An 18,111-nucleotide genomic window follows, 5' to 3' on the forward strand; every position below is an offset into this window, starting at 1 on the left:
CGAATGGTGGCGAAGTGTTGAGCGATACGTTGTGGATAACGTAAATGCAACTTCTTGGTTGTAGATTGAATGCATGTTCATTGGCAGTTTCCCTTCCGGGATCACGCTCACGAACTACGCAACGTATCGCGGAGGGTTTGCAATAGTTGCGTGCGGGTGGCGGGCACGATCTGAGCAGTGCGCCTTGATTGTTTCGGGTAATGCTGTCCATGCCACCTTCCATTGATGTCTCTCGCCCGTGAGAGAATTCCTTTCTGGATTCACTGAATGGTGGCGTGAGGCCATCCACAATGCAAGTCAGATTTGAAGCATTTTCCCTCCTCAAGCTCTGAGGCAAGTGCGGAGTTTTCTACTTCTTGACCTTGGCGATGTGAATCGCCCCTGGTTAATAGACACCATCGAGCGGCAGCTTCTGGTACAGGCTGTGTGAAAACGTTTTGGAGTGAGTTTGACACTCAGAACCGCAACGGAAATCGCATTCCTACGCAACTTTTAGGTCTGCTGACCAGCCAAACGCTGCCAGATTTTACGTAGCAACGCAGACTTCAAAACGGGGCATGCGTTTTCACACAGCCAGGGTCGATTCCTGCCCTCCGTGAAGGGCAGCTTTGGGTCGGATAGCGACGGTCTAGTATCGACCGTCGCTATAGATGCTCAGACTTCCGTCTGTTCCGCCATTTCCAGGGCATCATCGACCTCGATTCCCAGGTATCTGACGGTGCTTTCAAGCTTCGTATAACCAAGCAGGAGTTGGACAGAGTCAACTCTGCATTTCGATCCCTCACCAATGGAGTGCCAGTGAAATTTAATCTTTTTCGATTTCAAGAAACGGATTATCGAGTGGCATCAATTCAAAAAAAAGCTTCGGATCCTCAATCAAGTATCCCTTCAGGGTGGTTTTCTTCCTAGGGCCTTGCACTTGGCATGCCCAGATATTCAGACCGTTGTCTCGCTTCCTGTGGACCTTCAGTTTCTCGAACTGCTTCTGCACCCAACGCCATTCTTCAATCCCTTGATCGGCACCCTGTGAGATACCAGGAAACTCCTGCGCGTAGCGTTGGAAGAGACCAGGCGTGACCAGAAATATGCTGCCACTCACCGTGTGGATTTTGGCCTTGCTGTCATTGATGACCAGCTTGTGGCTTTGGATGCCTCCCTTGACCCAATCCAGAAATACCTGACCAGGGTTATCCGGAAGGGGAGTTGAGATTTCGAGAGCACTTGCGGGCGGTGCATCACGCACCTCGGTTTCACCCATTTCGAACATATCCAGCACCGTGCCCAGGTAATCGGCATCTTCCAGCGCCGTGGGATCTGGCTGCGATTTGCTTTGACGCGATCTTGTGCTGATTATCTCGGGCGTAGGTGGTGGTACCGGAGTGTCAGTTGAGTGGTCATCGGCCGCAATGCTCACTGTTCCGCTGAAAGCTTCGGGCCGGTCTTCGTTCCCCCAGATCAACGCCGGTTGAAGGCGCAGAAAGGTAAAGCTCTGCTGCCAGTTTCCCTGCGCGATAAGCGCGGTCCAGATGGCTTTGCCTTCCGGAGTGGACTCGACCAATCCATGCGATTGCAGTTCGTCGAATACGGCGATGTTGGATGAGGGAATGCCCTCAATTGATTGCGACAGCAGATAGGCTCGCAGCTTGTCGGTGACAGTCTTGCTGACCAGCCAGAGTGCGTCCTGAGTCAGCCATCCCGCCCCACCTGGCTGGTTAAGTTTCAGCTCTTGCTGAACCAGATGACGCAGTCCGCTGATCAAGTGGTGTTGCAACGAATGAATCGGCGCTTGCAGCGCCTTGCTCGGGTTACCACCAATGTTCTGTGCGGTGGAAACACGGTCGGCCTGCATCACCAACTCACCGAGCACGCCGGCACGTTCGTACTGGCCCGCCAGGACATACAGCAGACTGGCCCACAGTGATGGAAATCCGCTGAGCCAATCGAGGATCGGACGGTCGAGAATCTGGGTGTAGAGCAAACCTGCAGCGGCGCCGTGCAGGTGATAGTCGCGACCTTTGACATAGCGAAAACGGTAGGGCTGATCCAGGGGACCGTGCCAAGGATGCCAAAGACGGCCATCCTGACGCTCGACCTGCAGGTCCACGGCGATCTTGCCAATGTCATGCAGCAGCGCGCCATAGGCGATGCCGGCGGACCAGGCGTCAGTCTGGGCGGCCTGATCTTCGGGCGCAGCGCCGGTGGGAAGCAGATACGACTGACGCAGTTTCAAACTGCAGGCGACCAGTTCCAGTCCATGGTCGAGCATACCGCCGAGATAAGCATGGTGGTGCGTCTCGCTGGCCGGGAGTTGCTGGACCTGTTCGGCGTAGCGATGGATCGGATTTAAATAGAGTTGGATGAACTGCGCGTGGGAGAGGGCGGTGTACTGCCAGATGCGATCGAGCAACTGGCGGCGGTGCTCTGCGGCTAACAAGCTGTGAGCCAACTCGATGGGCAGGTAACCTTCGGCGACGTTGACGGTCGGTGGCGGAGGGGGCTTCTGCCTTTTGCGGCGAAACAGGCCGAGCATCGTGACCTCCGGGAAGTGGTTGGGTCAGTGGCCTTTTAGCCTTTTCGGATAGAGCTCTTACCCTTGAGTCCCCATTCCCTTCCAACCCTTACCCGTCCTTTTGGCTCGTGTCCCTTTGTGCGGCAATCGGAATATGGATACTGCTCGACATCGTTTTGTTGGAGGGCTGGTACGGAAAAGACAAGAGTCGGTACACTGCGGTGCATCTCTTCTGGGTCTTGCCATGAACCTCACTGACGCCACGCTCGTGCTGCTGCTCGCGGCACGTATCCATGGGACAGACGAAGCCGTCAGGGCCTCGGCGAAGAGCGTGGTGAAGAAGTTACCGCGCAGTAAACGCGATCTGATCTACAAGGTGATCGACAGCCGAAGTCCGCTCGAGCTGGTGGATTTTCTGGCGCAGAACTTGGATGCGGACTGACACACCGTGGGTGTGCTCCCATGTCTTGTTCCTTGCGTCAGAGTCCCACGGCATGGTTGTTTTCTGAGCACAAAAAAAAAGGGCTCAACTTGCGTTGGGCCCTGTGAAGCGATTGCAGCGGCGAGGTAACGATTGAACGCCATCGTTCATGCACAGCGAGTCATCCAAGGCAGTTTGTTTCAGTTGCTGCTCCAGGTTGAGTACATACTCCGAGGCGCTTCGGGCGTGACCACTGGCACGAAAGATCGCGCGTTTGTCAGCCTTGAGCAGGCCGAGCCAGGAGTCGATGTAGCCCTCGTGCCGCAGCTCTCCCTGTATACCGGCGTAGGCACATAAAAACGCAGCGCCCATTTCGGCGATCAACTCCTCAAACGCGTAGCCTGGCGAGCCGAACGGACAGGATGACGTCACGCCTTCGCGCTGCAACCGAGCGTGATGCCCGGTCCAGTGCGTCAGCTCGTGCAGTGCGGTGGCGTAGTACCCACCTTCATCGTGAAATTGCGCTTTTGTCGGCAGTTGGATGAGATCCCTGATCGGATGGTAAAAGGCTTCGTCGGCAGATCGATGAACGATGTGTGCACCCGAACTTAACAGCAGGTTTTCCGCAACGCTGTTGGGCTGGAAGGGATCACTCGGTTCCGTCTCGAGCAGGTTTTCATTGAGCATTTCGAGCCCCTCCGTTTGCTCGATGTTGAACAGAAAATGCGTCCGGAGAATACCGAAGTGAGCGACCTTGGGCTGACCGTTTTCATCGAGTACGGGTTGGCCTGACTCGGTCTGTTCCTCGCGCTCCTTTGGCTTGTAGAGCACTGCTAGGGCACTGTGCTCACCTTTACGGATGTGCCCACCGGCTTTTTTGGCTTGGTTGAAGGTCAGCCAACGATCTTGGGTGAACCCCTGCAACCTGGCCTCGGCCCAGAGCAACGGTAAATTGATACCTGAATAGGGACGATGCGTGATTGCGTTGATGGGGTAGGGTTGATGACCGATGTAAGCTGAGCCACTTGAGGACCAGGGTTTGATCCAGGGGGCAACGCCTTGGTCCAAAGCGGTAACGATCTTGTCAGTCACGTCTTGGTAGATATCGCGCATGGCATTTTCCTCGAGAGAAAACGGAGGAACGCCTTACCCGTCGGGGAGGGTTCCCCGGTGGGTTGGATTGATGCAGGACTTGCATGCCTGAGTGTGGATCTGGGTGCCGAGTACGGCCGTATGCGTTTAGCGTTGATGTTCTCCTGCAAGAGCTATCAGTAAGGCGTTAGGCTGGTCTGGCTCGAGGAGCAGGCTAAGGCTCAGTTGCAGCAACGGGTCATGGCGTGGATGACCCGTTGAGGCGATTTGGGCTACCTCGAACACTACATAGGGCTCGTGTGGATAAGCCAGGTGAGCCTCGAAGGCTGCGCGCAATACGTTGCTCAGCCGATCGACCTGCAGCTTCTCAGGAGGACCTGAGCATTCGAGCAGAGCTGCGCGTTGCCAAGCGCCAGGCGTGAACACAATGGGCAACCGAAGGGTGTTCAGTGCTTCCGGTGTCAGTGAGTCGGACATGGTGTGCCTCCGTTGAAAGCGCGAAGAAACCTGTCCCGTGCGGGAAAGAATTTCCCCGCAGTGGATTGAAGAAAAACAAGAAAGTTTGCCTGACGAGCAGAGCTCGAAAGGCGCTCCGGAGAGCAGTAGGCGTTCATCACCGTAGAAACGGTCACCGTGCGAGCTACCGAACGCTAATCGCACTTGGGGAGAACCATCACCGAAGTGAACGTAGCCTTGAAGGCTCTGGCTACCTGGGAAGGTGCTGTCGATAACAGCGATCCATACCTTGTATTTAGCCGGACGATTTATATGGGTCAATCACTGTAAAGAAGCTGTTTCACGGGACTTGTCTTCTGTCTTCCAGTGAAGATTTTTTGGCCGGGAAAACTGATAAACGGTCAAGCACGGACAGTTTTCAGTAGTAGGCTGTTACTCCTGTCTCAACCATGCAAACGCTCAGAAGAGGGCGAGAACATGCAGACGCAGAACCCCGTTCAAGTTTCCCGTGCCCACCGCTGGGCCTACGCATGTGGCATGTCGGTAAAGCGTGGTTACCGTAAGTTGAAAACGTTTGAGTACCGCGTGGTTGAGCGTGCGGTGACGGCAGGTATGCCCGCAGGTAAATTACTTGTTCGCGGGAGTTTTTTGATTGCCAAACTGGCATTGATCGGAGGATTGCTCTTTGTCAGTGCTTGGATGGTTACTTTCATTGTGATGATGCTGGCTGTCACTACTTTGCTATGGCTCAGGGTTTTTATTGGTGCCGATCAACAAGAGAAAAATCCAGGGCCAGACTACCTAGGTGCTGACCTCTACATCGGTGACTTCGACGACAACGGGCATTATATAGGCGACAGCAAGTCATCTAATTGAGCGCTTAGCAGCACCCAATATTTGATCCGTACCTTTGCTCGCCGAGTCACTTGCAGCTTTGCTACCGTTCGCCAACATACCTTGAATCCCGTTGCCGACTGAATATCCTGCCCAGCTCATGGCTCCTAGAAATAGCATCGGCAGCACGATGAACATCGCACCCATCACATACTCAATTACCTGCGCCGTAACTGTCCCCTCCATGAAGCCGGATGTGGGCAGCGATAACAGCACTTGATTGGAAGCCGAAACTTGGTCGTACAAGGTGTCGAGCATGCTGGAGTCGACCCAGCGTGCTAACTCCCACCAGAAGCTCAACATGTGCAGCGTGAACAGCGCGAACGTCACCGTCATGACGGTCTTCAGCTGGTAGGTACTGACCAGCAGTATCAACGGCAAGCTGATGATGACGCCCATGATGAGGAAAGCCTGCACCATCGGCAGGGCGGCGCGTAGCGCATTCATCGCCGGGAAGTTGCTGAAGGAGCCGAGGGCCAAGCCAGTATTGGTGGCCAGGTTATTAAGCCCCTGATTGATCGAGCCGCCACGAGCGCTGGAACCATAGTCCTGGTACACCTGTCCGGGCGACATGGACATCGATTGCTGGCGCGGACTGACCAGTTCGCGCAGGGTGGCATCCTCGATCTCGTTGCTCGAGCGGCCAGTCAGCCAACCTTTCAGCTGAGTCAGCAGAGAGGGATCAACCTGCTGGATCAACCGCTCGCGCAAGCCAACACCGCTGTCGCTCCACCACTGCTTGCAAGTGGGGTAGCCCGCGCCATTCTCCAGCCGCGGCAAGGAAACATCGCGGCTTTCGTCATACGGCCAACTGATTCGCGGTGTGCGTGAACGATCCGTGTCGTAGTAGCCGGGCGTGTCGAGAAGATAGCTTGAGCCGATCCAGGACGCGTTGTGACTTTGTGCCTTGTCCAGTTGCGGGCGATTGGTAAACAACCGAGAACGGGAATAGCCATAGCAGTCGCGGGTGAAGTCGGCGACTTCCTGCAGCAGTACCTGACTGTCGATGCGCGAACTGTCGATCTCCATGCGCATCTGCCGGATATCCGGTGCGCAGGGGATAGAGGCAGTGGCTGACGCAGTCACGCCTTTGCTCAAGGCATGCACCAGAAACCACCAGATCGGCACATTGGCGGAGCGTTCGCCGATAGTATTGAAGGTCGTCCCCCAGGCGGTTTCCGTCGGTTTGGCCACACTCACGCCGCAGCGCTGACTCGCCGCATCATCGAACGCCATTGAGGCGAGGCTTAACGGAAAGACGGGCGCGCAGCCGAACAACACTACGATGTAGGCCAGCCACAGCCGGTTCTCGATTCGAGGCACCGAGAGCAGTCCCTTGTTTCCTTCATCCGCACCTTGCTGGCGGGCTGACAGCCACTCCTGCAGGATGATTGCGCCAAAGGGCGCGGCAAACAGCCCGGTGTCGGACAGGACGTTCCAGAGTCCGTTGTTAATGATCCAGGCCAGCAGGGAGAGGTAAAATTCCAGGTAGCTGTTGGTGCTCAGGAGCATGGTGGTGACCTCACAGTCGGGTGAGTTCGACGCAGGTAAAGAGCACGAGCCCTAATGTCCCGATGCGTTTCACGCGCAGTCGATCCTGGGGTCGATATCGGTAGCGCTGAAGCAGATCCCACCAGAGCGCAAAGAGGGCGCCGTAGAGCAGGGCACGCCACCCCCGTAGATACGGTCGTACGGATTCGAATGCCTGCTGCCAGGCCTCGAAACTACCCAGCGCAGTGCGGCCGATCCATGCGACCAGTGCGGCGGTCAGGATCATCACTGCGGCAATCCCCAGACTCGAAAGCAAAGTGAATAGCGGTGAGCGTTTCATGGCTCACTTGCGCCTGGCGTCAGCATCATTGAGTCGACCGGGCTCGGGGTCGCCTTGCTCGACGGTGCGCGAAGCATCAGCACCGCCGGCATGCCGATCGAGCACCAGGCTGGCGGTATTGGTGGTCAGCATCTGCCGGACCTGCAGTTCTGTCTGCAGCAGGCGGATTTCACGCTCCAGAGCGTCGATGTTTTTCGTCAAGGCGGTTTGGGCCGGTTCGGCGGAAGCGATGTTCGGCTCGTGACTGCCCGCCAGCAGGGTGCGCAGTAGCAGCAACGCTTTGTCGAGCACGCTGGACAAGGCCGTCTCACTGGCCAGGCGCCGTGCCAACAGATCCTGATCGGGATCGTCGCGCAGGGCTTCAACCACGCCACGAGTCACCGGCAGCATCGGGCTGGAGGCTTTCGCCAGGTTGTCAGGGGTAGGCGGCAGAGAGCCAGACAACAGCCCTTGCAGGGCCTTGAGGCGCTCGTTATAGGCCTCCTGGATCAGCGGCGTCAGTCCGCTGCCAGCGGTCGCACGCAGAGTTTCGCAGCTGTCGCAGGTCGCGACTTCGCTCTCGCCCAACACCCGAACGGCCCAGTCGGACTCCTCTTGGGGCGAAGCCCATGTCTGACAAATAGCCCCTCCCAGGCAATCACTGCTACTGATCGAGGCACTGTCATCCACCGTACGGTTATGCAGCAGGTTATATCCTGCGCGGACCACGTCGGCGGTCACCCGAATGGGCGTCTGTCCGTTACCTCCGGCCTTCGAACCGCCGACCCAGGACACCCCATTGTTGCCGTTATGGGCTTCGGTGTTTTTCACCGCTGCCACCGCATCACCGCCGGTTTGCTCCAGATTGCCCTGCATCTCCTGGTTCTTGGCCAGCGCACCCCAACCGGCTTGACCGACCTTGTCCGCCATCTTCTCGGCCATGGCTTGGCAGGTCAGTTTGGAGCGATCGAAGTCGATACGGCCCTGCATCACCCCGTTACTGAGCAACTCATAGAGACCGGGGTTGGCGCGCTGGATGATCAACGCCGGCAGAGACATCACCGCTTGGGTCGCGTTCTGCACGACGCTGCCCATGATCTGCTGGAAACCTTCGGTGGCGCCGTTCAGCTGGTTTTGCAGAGTATTGGTGAGGCTCATGTTTCCGCACATCATGTTTGCTCGCCAGGACCCGCCGACCCCGAGACCGCTAGGTCGGTAGAGCGAGCTCGGTGAGCCGACTGTCGAGCCGCCACCGATGGTGTACATCACCCGGTCGTCGAGCACTTCGCCTTGAGTACCCAGGCGGTAATTGCCCTCGGCGGCGTAGGCATGCGTGGCCATGGCGAGCAGTCCACAGAGCAACAGACTCATCACGCCCAACCAGGGTCGTGCGAGAAGCCGACTCATGAAGCACCTCCTTCGAAGTCGATGCTGAACAGGAAGGTCTGTCCCTCTCGTTTGCAACAGCGATAGGGACGCCACAGCGACCAGGCGTAGCCGCCATCCGCGCTCTGTACCGGATCACTGGGGAAGATGGCGCAAGTCGGTTGAACCTGGGGGTAGAGCAATTGCCATTTGTGGGTCGAGGCGTCGTTTTCAACGATCGGGCCAGGCGGCCAGTAGCCGTCTCGTTTGGCGGGCGTGAGCGGTAAGTACACATGCGGCTGCCAGTTGCGGGTAATCACATCGCCGGCCCGTTGTGCCATGACTGCAGCGGCTTTGAAGTCGTCGGGCTGCACGAGAAAGCCCTGCCGAGGATAGACGTTGCCCCACATGTTTCCCGAAGCCTGGCGACCAATTTCACGGATCCCCGGTATAAGCGACTCGGGGTAAAGACTTTCCGGAATGCCATGGCGCCAGGCCAGTGAGTCCAGGGTGCTCAGGTAGTAGGGCATGAACGCAGTAGCGCCGCTGGCGCAGGCGTAGCCGGATTGCGAGGCCAGTTGTGTGGCGACCCAGCCACCGGGGTGACCGATGCCATCGACGTTCTTGAAGCGGGGTAGGTTGTCGCGCTGGGTATTCGGCGTGATCAGGTTACCGCCACCTTCCGCACCACTGATGGGAGCGGAGAGGGTGGCCATCTCGGTCCAGGGGTTACTGCCGGTGGTGGCGTAGCTCGAGACCACCTGTTCAGGAATGAAATGATGAACCTTGGTTGAGGTTTTGACTGTGCAGCCGAAGGGCGTGCAGAGCAGCCAGAAACAAATGCCGACGACCCGGTATTCGAGACAGTTTGGCGAAAGCACGGAGGACGTGATGCTGCCGGTGTCCAGCGCCATGCTTGGGCCGCACGCCAGCAGGAGGCTCAGCGCCAAGGGCCGTAGCTTTGTGGGCGGGATTGACGAGCAGGCAACAGGCATGATCCAGGCTCTCGGTGTATGGCCTGGGCAGGTTCGGTTAGGGGCTGAAGACTGTCAGTGGAAATTATGAAGGCGGATCTATCGGGTTTGTGAGACGTGAGACTATTATTTGACGTGAAGGGCGCTGCGCAGGCTATCGGGTTCCACAAGTAACTGATCTGCGGTAATTTCGAAAATATTGGCGAGCTTGCACAGGACCAACAGCGACGGATTGCCCGTGCATCGTTCGATTTGACTGACGTAGGTGCGATCCACCTCGGCCATGAGCGCCAGCTGCTCTTGGGTAAGGTTTTTCACGCGTCGCATCAAACGGATGTTTTCCGCCAGCTGCAAACGAAGCTGTTCGTAGTCTTGAGTCATGCGCGCAAATTGCGCCTTGAGGGACTCTCAATCCACGGGATATAGTCTACATTGGCATTGATCTAGGCCATTTGGTGTTCATGTCTGTTATCGAGCGTTCATTTGGTGTCGTTAAGCTTTTCGAAGCTGGGCCCAGCGTCTAACAAAAAATCAGAAATTTAGGGTGTGTATGGACGAAAACTACATTTCAATTCCTGCGGCGGATGGTAGCCCAAGTCTTCTGACGCCTTGGGGCAACGAATTTGCCCCGATGATCGAACGTGGCGTGCAATGCGCTCAGGCTTGGCTTGATATGCCCGGCGAGATTCCACTGTGGTGGGAGTTGGCGCAAGCGCGCAAAACCTTTCCTGTCGGTGACTACCAGGATGCCTTTGAAGCCGGATTCCTGTTGAGGATTCAGCAGCGGCTTCTTGGGGATTGTCGCTGATCCTTTATTGGTAATCGCCGCATCGGTTTGCCCCGTACGTGATCGCGGCAGAGAAGTCAGGCCGCAAATAGATCGGGGCAGCCATCCGTAATACTCTCATGTATCGCCCAGATCCACGATGTCCCTGAGCTTCGCGAACAGCTCATCGTATGTAAGCACAGTTGTGTGCTGGGACCACCTAAATAGCTCGAATGAGCGGCGCTGAGTAGTGTCCATCTCCTCGCCTAAAAGGCTTCCGCCGAGGACTACACACCTTGGGGCAGAAGCATTGAACCGATCAGGACTGTTCCCAGCGAGCATGTAATAACTTTTAAGTAGTTCCTCGCGATAGTTTAGGACTTGTACAATCGAACCGGAAAGCTGCTCGGAAATTGAATAAGCATTTCCGCGATATTGTCTTCCAAGCAAACGCATCGCTGGCGTCTTGATCTCAATAAGAACTACGTTTTTGGTTGTGCTAGATCTGTACAGGAAGTCGATTAAGTTGCCATTTTGGTTGGATATATCTTTCCCTCCCATATAGCACTTGTCCTTAAGTTTTAAAAGGCTATCAGGGAATGCTTGGGCCAGCACAAACGGATTGGTATTGAAGAAGTTTTGCCAAAACTCCTCATCTTGGTTAGTCGAATTCTTTTCCCAAAAAGAGATGGCCTCTTTGAAAGTGCGAAGCGCTGCCGGTTCAAGGCGAGGTACCAATGGAGCCTGTTCTGAACGCGTTTCATCGAGTGCGGTCTCGTAACCTTCGCGTATCTGACGCAGCCATCCGATGGTGTAAAGGTCAGGCATTGCATCTATCAAACGGTGGTGAGTAGGGCAGAGTACAAGAAGGTTATCTAAACCTAAGCGCTCTTGCGCGGTAGATTGGGCATTATAGCGAGGACCACCAGAGGATAGTGATTCTATGTTGCAAAACTCTCCAACGATCGCGCCATTTGGGCTAAGCAGGGAAGCTTCACATCCAGGAAACGCACATTGATTACCTGAGCGCCTAAAGGCTTCGCGCTTAGTCGCGGCCGAAATGCGGCGGATTTGTTGGGGCACATTTTGTGGGTCAGCCAATTTATTATCCTCTGCGACTAGATCTGGCACCGAATGGCGTAAAATTTACACCATTTTTTATGATGAAGTTCAATTGAGGCTGCCCCTTACCGGCTTGTTTCGCTGACTATACCGCTATCGACATCGTGTGATGTGTACATGAGCAAACTCACTGCCCAGCTGTTATCCGAATGTTTAAGCAAGGGAGAGGTATTCTTCGTAGATCGCATAAAGCGGAGCGGGCAATTTTTACCACCTACTTTTTTTGCTCTATTCCACGCCAACTATCGATCCTCTCACCTACCCTGTAAGCCGCTTCCAACTCTGTGCATCCGCTCTCCTGCATCAATGCCCACCGTTCGGCTTTTTCCTCCGGCTCCGTCATGGCCAGCGCGAGATAGAGGCTAGGCGGTACGGCGCGAAACAGCGTTTCGAGCTTCTTCGATAGCACGACCCCTTCGGTGTATTTACCTGGTTCCTTGCTGGCGGAAAGCAACAAGGCCTTTTGCGCTGGCGTGAGCTTCTTGAAGCGGGCGATCTCCTCTATCTCCGCTGGCGGCATGTTCAAGCAAATCCACCACTCAATCATGTTGAGCATGGTCTGCGCGGCAGCTGGAAAGTCAGCAAGGTTCTGGGTTGCCAGCCAGAACCATGCGCCAAGCTTGCGCCACATCTTCGTGCCCTTGACCACGAAGGGCGCCAGCAGCGGGTTTTTGGTGATGATATGGCCCTCATCGGTGACCATGATAATCGGTCGGCCCAGGTACTGGTCGCGCTCGGCGAGGTTGTTCACGGTGTTCATCAGGCTGATGTAGCTAATGGACATCTGGGCTTCGTAGCCTTCGCGAGCGTACGTGGCGAGATCGACAATGGTCACATCGCTCTCGGGCCAAGGCGTGCCCTCGCGATCGAACAGTGCACCCTCGAAACCCTGGCAAAAAAGGTCGATGGACTCACCCATTTCCTGGGCACGCTCGCGGCGTTTCTCCGGCAAGTGCGTGTCAGCGGCGACGCGCAGCAAGGCGTCGCGCACGTCGCGGGTCAGGACCTGGCGACCTGCCGCGACACAGGACTGCGCCGCATCCAGAATGCATTCGCGGATCAAGCTGCGATCGGCTCGACTCAGGCGAGCTTCTTCCTTGGCCTCGCCGCCGGTGATCATCAATCGGGCGGTGATTTCCAGTTCACCGAGAACATCGCGCTGGTCTTCGCGATTGGCTACCGCCTCATCGTCCAGCTCATCAATCGACAGACTCGCCACCTGATCCGGTTGCTCGACCAGGCGCCAGGCATCGGCGAAGGGCGCAAGGCTGACCGAGGCGCCAGGTTTCAACTGGACCTTGTTGACCGACAAGCCCTGTGTCGCGAAGTAGTCACCCTGCAAGCCAAACGAATTGCCGGCCTCGACGATAAATAAGCGAGGGCGGTACACCGCCATGACCTGCATCAGCAGGGTGACCAGGGTCGCCGACTTGCCGGCGCCGGTCGGGCCGAACAACAGCAGATGGCCGTTCATGGCCCGGTCCAGACGTGACAGCGGATCAAAGCTCAACGGCGAGCCACCACGATTGAACAGGGTGATACCTGGGTGGCCGGTGCCGGTGCTGCGCCCCCACACCGGAACCAGGTTCGCCAGGTGTTGAACAAACATCAGGCGGGTGTACCAGTTGCGCGTGTCGCGGGCCGGGTTGTAGGCCATCGGCAACCAACGCAGGTAGCTGTTGCAGGCGGCGACTTCATCGCCTTCGCGTACCGGTTGCAGGCCCGCCCCCAGCAGCGCGTTGGCCAGGCTAACCGAGCGCTGATGCAATTGCTGCTCATCGTGACCGCGCAGGTAAAACGCGAGGGCTCCTCGGTACAGCTTGTGCTGACGACCGATGATCGCGCGGGCCTCTTCGACATCCTGACGGGTCTGGGTCGAGGCCAGGTTTTCACCGATGGCTTTGCGCGCCAGGCGGTTCAACTGATCCTCAAGTACATCTTGGGGCTTGACCACCAAGGTCAGACTCATCACCGTACCTTCGGGTAACTGGTCGAACAGGGCATTCACCGCGTCGCCCTTGCGGGTTTCTCCGGTGAGTTGACCAATCATGGGCGCCCGGCGCAGCTTATCCACTACCATGACCCGGTGTGGCTGATCGTCAAAAAACCAGAGTCCGTGCTGCACATCCGAACGCGGTTCGTTGAAGAACAGCCGCTCGGCAAAGTCATGATCGAAGGGCAGTTCCAGTGACTCGCCATTGCCCGACTCCGGATAGGCGACACGGTGATAGAACTCCTCGGGGACTTCATTGGTGAGCGTGGGCGCAGGATTGAACCAGGGCACTAACCAGGCATAAAGACCGCGGCCATCGACTCGCGTCGATTGCACCCCGCACGCCTTCAATGAAGCCGCGATACGTTCGCAAGCCTGTTGCAGGGATTGCACCGGGGTGAGTCCCGTCTCCTCAGCGTCAGACTCAAGCCAGCGATAGATCACCAGGCGCACCCGTCGGTTATTGCCACGCCAGGATAGGTGCGTAACCACCTTATCCTCAAACAGACCACCGGGCTTGGTGATGGCCCTCAGATGACGACGGCTGAGCTCCAAATATGCCTGGGTGAAGACCGTACCTCGCGCGCTGTCCCGGATATAGTCGGTGAGTCGGGTCAGATAGGGGGTGAAGTCGTTGTCGTCCTGGCAGAAAAACTGCGCTATCCAAGGCGCTTGATCCAACTCGTCAAAGCTATCCTGCAGGGCATCCTCGAGGGCATCACGAGCCGCCATCAGCCAGTCAGGTTCGCGCCCTTCGGTGCCGATGGGCAGTAACTCGAACACCGCACCTACTGAGCGATTGTCATCGAGCAGGAAACACTGCTCGGTGTCGAGGTATTCGACCCAAGGCAGGTGATCGGTGAAGCTGGGGTTGTGCGCATAGAGTGTGGCTTCATCGGCCAAGGTTGCGCGAGGGCGCAATGGGTTGCGCCAGGTTTTCCACGCGTGAGCACCGGTTCGCATCACAAGTCTTCCTGACGTTCACCGGGCAGCGCGTACTGCACGCGCTGGTAAAACGGAAAGACTGTCGAATAACCCGGAACCGGTGCCTGCTCGGTACCACTCAAATGCGGATACACGTACAGCACTAGATCGGGATTGGGCAGGCGAGGGAACAAAATGCGGATCTCGTTCGTCGCTGTACGCGTGTACGGTTCCTGGAGAGCAACGGAGAAATCTGCTTGAGTCAACGGGCGGCGTAACTGCTGCCGAGCATCCAGCAGTTGCTGCTGAGTGCCTTGCGAACCGGCACCGTTCCAGATGTCCAGCATGGTTTGCTCGCCATGGGGCAAAAGCGTCTCCTTGTCGGTGGAACACCCCGTCAGGACCCAGCAGATCAAGCTAATCCAGGTCAGACAGAGAAGCATGGTCTTTTTCATGGCGAACGCTCCGGCCCCTGGGCTCGTAGTCGATAGTGATCTCATGGTCGAGGTGCAGTGCGACCTGGGCGGCCGGTGGCACGTACACGGCAGCGAAGGCTTCGCCATACAGTTTGTTGACCCACTCGCGGATGTCGCTGACCCCACCACTGAGAATTGAATTCAGCGCGCTATTGCCACTGCTATTGGTGACCCCGAGCGTACTGCCTCCCGAACTGATCATGCTGCTGTTGTTCCGCTCATCCCCGAGCAAGGCAGCGACACCCGCGCCGGCCGCGGTGATCAAGCTCTGGCTGCCGAGGTATTGTTGGGCGTTCGAGCGGCGCTCGCCGGCAATGCAAGGAATGCCATACGGATCGGACAGGTAACCGAGCCCGCCACGGATCTTGTCGGTGTTCGAGCTCTGGGTGGTGGAGGCAGTGCGGCTGGCTATCGCCTTCGGCTGAGGCACCGTGCGGATGGTGCCATCGGTAAACACAAAGGTAATTGACTCGACCTGTCCGCGTACGCAGGACAGGGTCCAGTCACCGGACGCCGTGCCGCTCATCACGGCCCCCGCGACGTCCGGCAGGTCGATGCCGTTGGCGGTCAGGTTCTCCGGACCGACCAGCACCTTGAAGGGATAGGGGTCATTCACGGTGCCGTCCACCGGGACTCGGCCGATCAGCGCGGTCATGGCGACCGAGCCCATCAGCGTGGCGTTTTCGGGGATCGTGTAGACCGGCTTCGCGCCTTCGGTACGATCAACGGATCGCGTCAGGTCGCGCTCACCCTTGGTAACTGCACGTAGCTGTTTCTGGCTGCGATCAATCGCGTTGTCTTTCAAGCCTTCCAGAGAGTTGAAAGCGGTAGGCAGGCTCAGTGCGGAAGAAGTCGTGGTTTTGCCTCTGGCGTCGGTGGACGGAGCATCCGAGGGTTCAATCCACTGCAGCGCATCATTGGTAGAGTGTCGCCCTTCGAACTGAGCGCCGTCGCCGGGCTCAAGCCCCAATCCGATCGGCATGTCCTTGCTTTTGCCAGTCAGCCCCGACAACTGTTCCTGCAATTGCGTCAGCAGGCCGCGGGCCTGACGACTGTCTTGTTCCGCTTTGAGTCGGGCCTCGTTGGCTTGGCGGCGGCCTTCGTCGACCTGATGGGTCACACTGCCAAGCGCGGTCTGGATACGCGAATCGACACTGTTTTCCCGCTCGCGTAGGCGGTTGTTTTCCGTCTGCAGTGAGTCATTGTGTTTCTTCAAACCGAGCATGTCGCTGCGCATGGCCTTCACCTGGCCGACCAGGGTGGCGACCGTGTCGCGTGGGGTATCGCCCGCAATGCCGAGCGACTTGGCTTGCTCGGCGGATAATTGAATATTGCCCTGATCAACTGGGTGCTCTGGAGAAGGTGTGCTGCCACCCGGGACCCAGGTTTTCAGGATGATCAGCACCACGCCCAGCAGCGCAGCCGGTACCAGCCATTTGAGCAAGGCGTTAGCTTTCATCGTCAGCACCTCGCGCAACGGGCGGGAGCAGCACGGCTTGCTCGAGGCCGGCACCGCGGGTGACAAGGTAGGCGATCGTGGTGTCTTCAGCGCTGCCGACAGGCCCGAGGAAAGCATGCTGGAAGGCCGCGGCGAACAGCTTGGCCTGAAGTCGACGTGGATCGAGTTGCACCGTCTCTGAACCACGATTGCGCAATTTCACCGCCGTCACCCAGTAATCACCGAGTCGCCAGACGGCGATGGGTGTGCTGGACACGTTTTCGGTCGGCAGCAGGGTTGGCAGTTCGGTGCGCAGCTTGAGCGGGACGCGGCGTACACCGGGCAGGGACTCCACGGTGCGCAGCGGCGCGAACAGGCTTTGCGCGGCGTAGCGCGTCAAAGCGACCGGGATCGGTGTGCGTTCTGGAACAGGGACGGCGCTAGATTCAGCCTCGGTAGCTTGCCTCTGAGCATTCTTGAGAATACGTACGGGCTCCAGCGGTTGATCGCCGGGAGTGGCCGCGATATCCAGGAGGATAATCTCGCCCGTCGTGACCGATTGCAGTTGCAGTCGGGTCGGGGCAATGGCTTCCGATGCGCGCAGGTACAGCGTTCCGCCGGTTGATTGCACGCGCAGCTTGCCTGTCAGGGTTGAGGGCACGCCGACTCGAACATCCTCATCGACAAAGACCACCCGTTCCTGATTGATCACCAGCGGGACCGCGAGGGGTAGGCGTTCCCAGTGCATCAGCTCGACGGCCTGCGCTGCAGCTCCCCATAGCATCAGTGCGACGGTGAGTCCCAGGGTAGAAATCTGCTTCATGGCTCACCTCCAGGCAGGGAGATTTTTTGCGGAGTGCCCTGATAGCAATCCAGTGCCAGCCCCCACTTGTTGCGCTCGGGATCCTGGTCGAAACGCACTACGCGTAATGGATAACGCACCACCACCCGTTTCACCGGTTCGGCGGCGTAATATTCATCGGCATTGAGGTCGAGTTTGACCAACCAGCTGTCGCGGTCGAGTTGCTTGACCCTGAGTTCCGGATCCTCGCTGTAACCTCGCCCCAGGATTTCGTAGACGCCACGCACCCGCTGGCGCAGTTCGCCAGCGGCCTTGCGGTACTCGTAGTCGCCGTCGAGGAAGGCCTTGCAGGCGGGTGTCAGGTAGGACTGCAAGCCATAGATGGCGCGGCGATAATCCTGCTCGCCATCCGAGGGCCAGCGGTTGAGTTGGCCAAAGATGTAGAGGGCAAAGGCATAGACATTTTCTGAGGGAATATCCCACCACTTGCGAGTGCTGCCCGAGCGCAGATCTGGCGGTACATGCACGGTCAGATCGGTCGGCGCCGAGCGCCAGCCATACCAGAGTCCGGCACAGACAAGAGCGAGGATCACTACCGCCAGGCGCAGGCTGAAGATGTGGGCCTGCTGAGCATCCACCTTGTTCCGAAAACGACTCATGGCTGCCACCGGGACAGGGCAGGGCGCAGTCGACGCGAACGGCGAACCGTCCAGGCGCTGGAGTGAAGGATCAAAGTCCCTCGACCCAGGCGCCAGCGGCTAGCCAGTACCCATTCGAGCTTGCGGTACAACCAGGTCTCGGGGCGAGCCCGTTTGGCCCGACGCAGTAGTGTGCCACCGGCAAATAACACTACCGCCATACCTGCGATCATGCTGGTCGGCGCCACGGCAATGGAGGCGGTGGCGATCGCCAGAGGAACGCCTAGCAGCAGGCCAATGACAGCGCCGGTGCCGAGCGCTACCCACATCTCATCATTGGTTAAACCGCGCAATACGGCAGGATCGCGATTGAGTCGCTCTGGCAGAAAGACCAAGGTGCCGTCGGCGAGGCGTTCGATAGTGTCGTTCAT

At 57.7% G+C, this 18,111-nt stretch carries 18 protein-coding genes; 3 read left to right on the forward strand and 15 right to left on the reverse strand.

What is annotated here, in order from left to right; all coding sequences use genetic code 11:
- Nucleotides 1-805 precede the first annotated feature (805 nt).
- On the reverse strand, nucleotides 806-2,530 hold the full coding sequence (mobH, locus tag ACSQ87_RS14355) for a MobH family relaxase (protein WP_436273691.1): 1,725 nt from the start codon (nucleotides 2,528-2,530) through the stop codon (nucleotides 806-808).
- 223 nt (nucleotides 2,531-2,753) lie between these two features.
- On the opposite strand from mobH, the gene ACSQ87_RS14360 reads away from it, so the two are divergent.
- Nucleotides 2,754-2,951, forward strand: a complete 198-nt coding sequence (locus tag ACSQ87_RS14360; protein WP_122513560.1) for a DUF7740 domain-containing protein — start codon at nucleotides 2,754-2,756, stop codon at nucleotides 2,949-2,951.
- 84 nt (nucleotides 2,952-3,035) lie between these two features.
- Here the strand turns inward: ACSQ87_RS14360 and ACSQ87_RS14365 are convergent, their stop codons facing one another.
- Both ACSQ87_RS14365 and ACSQ87_RS14370 read right to left on the reverse strand, forming a co-directional pair.
- Nucleotides 3,036-4,043 (reverse strand): ArdC family protein, encoded by a 1,008-nt coding sequence (locus ACSQ87_RS14365; RefSeq protein WP_436273692.1) that lies wholly within the window; start codon nucleotides 4,041-4,043, stop codon nucleotides 3,036-3,038.
- 126 nt (nucleotides 4,044-4,169) lie between these two features.
- Nucleotides 4,170-4,499 carry a hypothetical protein gene (locus tag ACSQ87_RS14370; protein ID WP_436273693.1) on the reverse strand — a complete coding sequence of 110 codons (330 nt, stop codon included), beginning with the start codon at nucleotides 4,497-4,499 and terminating at the stop codon, nucleotides 4,170-4,172.
- A gap of 456 nt (nucleotides 4,500-4,955) precedes the next feature.
- Between ACSQ87_RS14370 and ACSQ87_RS14375 the strand changes: the two genes are divergently transcribed.
- Nucleotides 4,956-5,354 carry a DUF3742 family protein gene (locus ACSQ87_RS14375; protein WP_008071408.1) on the forward strand — a complete coding sequence of 133 codons (399 nt, stop codon included), beginning with the start codon at nucleotides 4,956-4,958 and terminating at the stop codon, nucleotides 5,352-5,354.
- Here the strand turns inward: ACSQ87_RS14375 and ACSQ87_RS14380 are convergent.
- The 5 genes from ACSQ87_RS14380 to ACSQ87_RS14400 form a co-directional block, all read right to left on the reverse strand.
- On the reverse strand, nucleotides 5,343-6,884 hold the full coding sequence (locus ACSQ87_RS14380; RefSeq protein ID WP_436273694.1) for a conjugal transfer protein TraG N-terminal domain-containing protein: 1,542 nt from the start codon (nucleotides 6,882-6,884) through the stop codon (nucleotides 5,343-5,345). The two genes, ACSQ87_RS14375 and ACSQ87_RS14380, sit on opposite strands and share 12 nt — an antisense overlap.
- Nucleotides 6,885-6,894: 10 nt before the next feature.
- Nucleotides 6,895-7,203, reverse strand: coding sequence for a hypothetical protein (locus ACSQ87_RS14385; RefSeq protein WP_236184617.1), 309 nt, complete (start codon nucleotides 7,201-7,203; stop codon nucleotides 6,895-6,897).
- Nucleotides 7,204-7,206: 3 nt separating this feature from the next.
- On the reverse strand, nucleotides 7,207-8,589 hold the full coding sequence (locus ACSQ87_RS14390) for an integrating conjugative element protein (RefSeq protein WP_436273695.1): 1,383 nt from the start codon (nucleotides 8,587-8,589) through the stop codon (nucleotides 7,207-7,209).
- On the reverse strand, nucleotides 8,586-9,542 hold the full coding sequence (locus tag ACSQ87_RS14395; RefSeq protein ID WP_436273696.1) for a TIGR03756 family integrating conjugative element protein: 957 nt from the start codon (nucleotides 9,540-9,542) through the stop codon (nucleotides 8,586-8,588). Before ACSQ87_RS14395 ends, ACSQ87_RS14390 begins: the two co-directional genes overlap by 4 nt.
- A 105-nt stretch (nucleotides 9,543-9,647) precedes the next feature.
- Entirely contained in the window at nucleotides 9,648-9,902 is a 255-nt protein-coding gene (locus ACSQ87_RS14400) for a helix-turn-helix domain-containing protein (RefSeq protein WP_100845509.1), read from the reverse strand.
- A gap of 169 nt (nucleotides 9,903-10,071) precedes the next feature.
- Here ACSQ87_RS14400 and ACSQ87_RS14405 point away from each other — a divergent pair, with 169 nt between their 5' ends.
- Entirely contained in the window at nucleotides 10,072-10,329 is a 258-nt protein-coding gene (locus tag ACSQ87_RS14405; protein ID WP_100845510.1) for a LasR-specific antiactivator QslA, read from the forward strand.
- A gap of 96 nt (nucleotides 10,330-10,425) precedes the next feature.
- Here ACSQ87_RS14405 and ACSQ87_RS14410 read toward each other — a convergent pair whose 3' ends face one another.
- The 7 genes from ACSQ87_RS14410 to ACSQ87_RS14440 form a co-directional block, all read right to left on the reverse strand.
- Nucleotides 10,426-11,388: a Shedu immune nuclease family protein gene (locus ACSQ87_RS14410; protein ID WP_253397462.1), complete on the reverse strand. Its 963-nt coding sequence runs from the start codon at nucleotides 11,386-11,388 to the stop codon at nucleotides 10,426-10,428.
- 235 nt (nucleotides 11,389-11,623) lie between these two features.
- Nucleotides 11,624-14,365, reverse strand: a complete 2,742-nt coding sequence (locus ACSQ87_RS14415; RefSeq protein WP_436273697.1) for a conjugative transfer ATPase — start codon at nucleotides 14,363-14,365, stop codon at nucleotides 11,624-11,626.
- Nucleotides 14,365-14,781: a TIGR03751 family conjugal transfer lipoprotein gene (locus tag ACSQ87_RS14420; protein ID WP_436273698.1), complete on the reverse strand. Its 417-nt coding sequence runs from the start codon at nucleotides 14,779-14,781 to the stop codon at nucleotides 14,365-14,367. Before ACSQ87_RS14420 ends, ACSQ87_RS14415 begins: the two co-directional genes overlap by 1 nt.
- The gene (locus tag ACSQ87_RS14425; protein WP_436273699.1) at nucleotides 14,744-16,261 is read right to left on the reverse strand and encodes a TIGR03752 family integrating conjugative element protein; all 1,518 of its coding nucleotides are present in this window, start codon (nucleotides 16,259-16,261) and stop codon (nucleotides 14,744-14,746) included. Before ACSQ87_RS14425 ends, ACSQ87_RS14420 begins: the two co-directional genes overlap by 38 nt.
- On the reverse strand, nucleotides 16,251-17,063 hold the full coding sequence (locus ACSQ87_RS14430; protein WP_436273700.1) for a TIGR03749 family integrating conjugative element protein: 813 nt from the start codon (nucleotides 17,061-17,063) through the stop codon (nucleotides 16,251-16,253). The genes ACSQ87_RS14425 and ACSQ87_RS14430 overlap by 11 nt, the downstream gene beginning before the upstream one ends.
- Entirely contained in the window at nucleotides 17,060-17,701 is a 642-nt protein-coding gene (locus tag ACSQ87_RS14435) for a PFL_4703 family integrating conjugative element protein (protein ID WP_367247053.1), read from the reverse strand. The genes ACSQ87_RS14430 and ACSQ87_RS14435 overlap by 4 nt, the downstream gene beginning before the upstream one ends.
- Complete coding sequence (locus tag ACSQ87_RS14440; protein ID WP_436273701.1) at nucleotides 17,698-18,111, reverse strand: TIGR03750 family conjugal transfer protein; 414 nt, start codon at nucleotides 18,109-18,111, stop codon at nucleotides 17,698-17,700. Before ACSQ87_RS14440 ends, ACSQ87_RS14435 begins: the two co-directional genes overlap by 4 nt.

Origin of the sequence: Pseudomonas sp. LjRoot277, assembly GCF_964253845.1 — a bacterium.
Classification (GTDB): domain Bacteria; phylum Pseudomonadota; class Gammaproteobacteria; order Pseudomonadales; family Pseudomonadaceae; genus Aquipseudomonas.

What these genes read in the sequence shown, in the direction of transcription:
- mobH (WP_436273691.1), bottom strand. Translation starts at nt 2,530, where the DNA reads ATGCTCGGCCTGTTTCGCCGCAAAAGGCAGAAGCCCCCTCCGCCACCG.
- ACSQ87_RS14360 (WP_122513560.1), top strand. Translation starts at nt 2,754, where the DNA reads ATGAACCTCACTGACGCCACGCTCGTGCTGCTGCTCGCGGCACGTATC.
- ACSQ87_RS14365 (WP_436273692.1), bottom strand. Translation starts at nt 4,043, where the DNA reads ATGCGCGATATCTACCAAGACGTGACTGACAAGATCGTTACCGCTTTG.
- ACSQ87_RS14370 (WP_436273693.1), bottom strand. Translation starts at nt 4,499, where the DNA reads ATGTCCGACTCACTGACACCGGAAGCACTGAACACCCTTCGGTTGCCC.
- ACSQ87_RS14375 (WP_008071408.1), top strand. Translation starts at nt 4,956, where the DNA reads ATGCAGACGCAGAACCCCGTTCAAGTTTCCCGTGCCCACCGCTGGGCC.
- ACSQ87_RS14380 (WP_436273694.1), bottom strand. Translation starts at nt 6,884, where the DNA reads ATGCTCCTGAGCACCAACAGCTACCTGGAATTTTACCTCTCCCTGCTG.
- ACSQ87_RS14385 (WP_236184617.1), bottom strand. Translation starts at nt 7,203, where the DNA reads ATGAAACGCTCACCGCTATTCACTTTGCTTTCGAGTCTGGGGATTGCC.
- ACSQ87_RS14390 (WP_436273695.1), bottom strand. Translation starts at nt 8,589, where the DNA reads ATGAGTCGGCTTCTCGCACGACCCTGGTTGGGCGTGATGAGTCTGTTG.
- ACSQ87_RS14395 (WP_436273696.1), bottom strand. Translation starts at nt 9,542, where the DNA reads ATGCCTGTTGCCTGCTCGTCAATCCCGCCCACAAAGCTACGGCCCTTG.
- ACSQ87_RS14400 (WP_100845509.1), bottom strand. Translation starts at nt 9,902, where the DNA reads ATGACTCAAGACTACGAACAGCTTCGTTTGCAGCTGGCGGAAAACATC.
- ACSQ87_RS14405 (WP_100845510.1), top strand. Translation starts at nt 10,072, where the DNA reads ATGGACGAAAACTACATTTCAATTCCTGCGGCGGATGGTAGCCCAAGT.
- ACSQ87_RS14415 (WP_436273697.1), bottom strand. Translation starts at nt 14,365, where the DNA reads ATGCGAACCGGTGCTCACGCGTGGAAAACCTGGCGCAACCCATTGCGC.
- ACSQ87_RS14420 (WP_436273698.1), bottom strand. Translation starts at nt 14,781, where the DNA reads ATGAAAAAGACCATGCTTCTCTGTCTGACCTGGATTAGCTTGATCTGC.
- ACSQ87_RS14425 (WP_436273699.1), bottom strand. Translation starts at nt 16,261, where the DNA reads ATGAAAGCTAACGCCTTGCTCAAATGGCTGGTACCGGCTGCGCTGCTG.
- ACSQ87_RS14430 (WP_436273700.1), bottom strand. Translation starts at nt 17,063, where the DNA reads ATGAAGCAGATTTCTACCCTGGGACTCACCGTCGCACTGATGCTATGG.
- ACSQ87_RS14435 (WP_367247053.1), bottom strand. Translation starts at nt 17,701, where the DNA reads ATGAGTCGTTTTCGGAACAAGGTGGATGCTCAGCAGGCCCACATCTTC.
- ACSQ87_RS14440 (WP_436273701.1), bottom strand. Translation starts at nt 18,111, where the DNA reads ATGAACGACACTATCGAACGCCTCGCCGACGGCACCTTGGTCTTTCTG.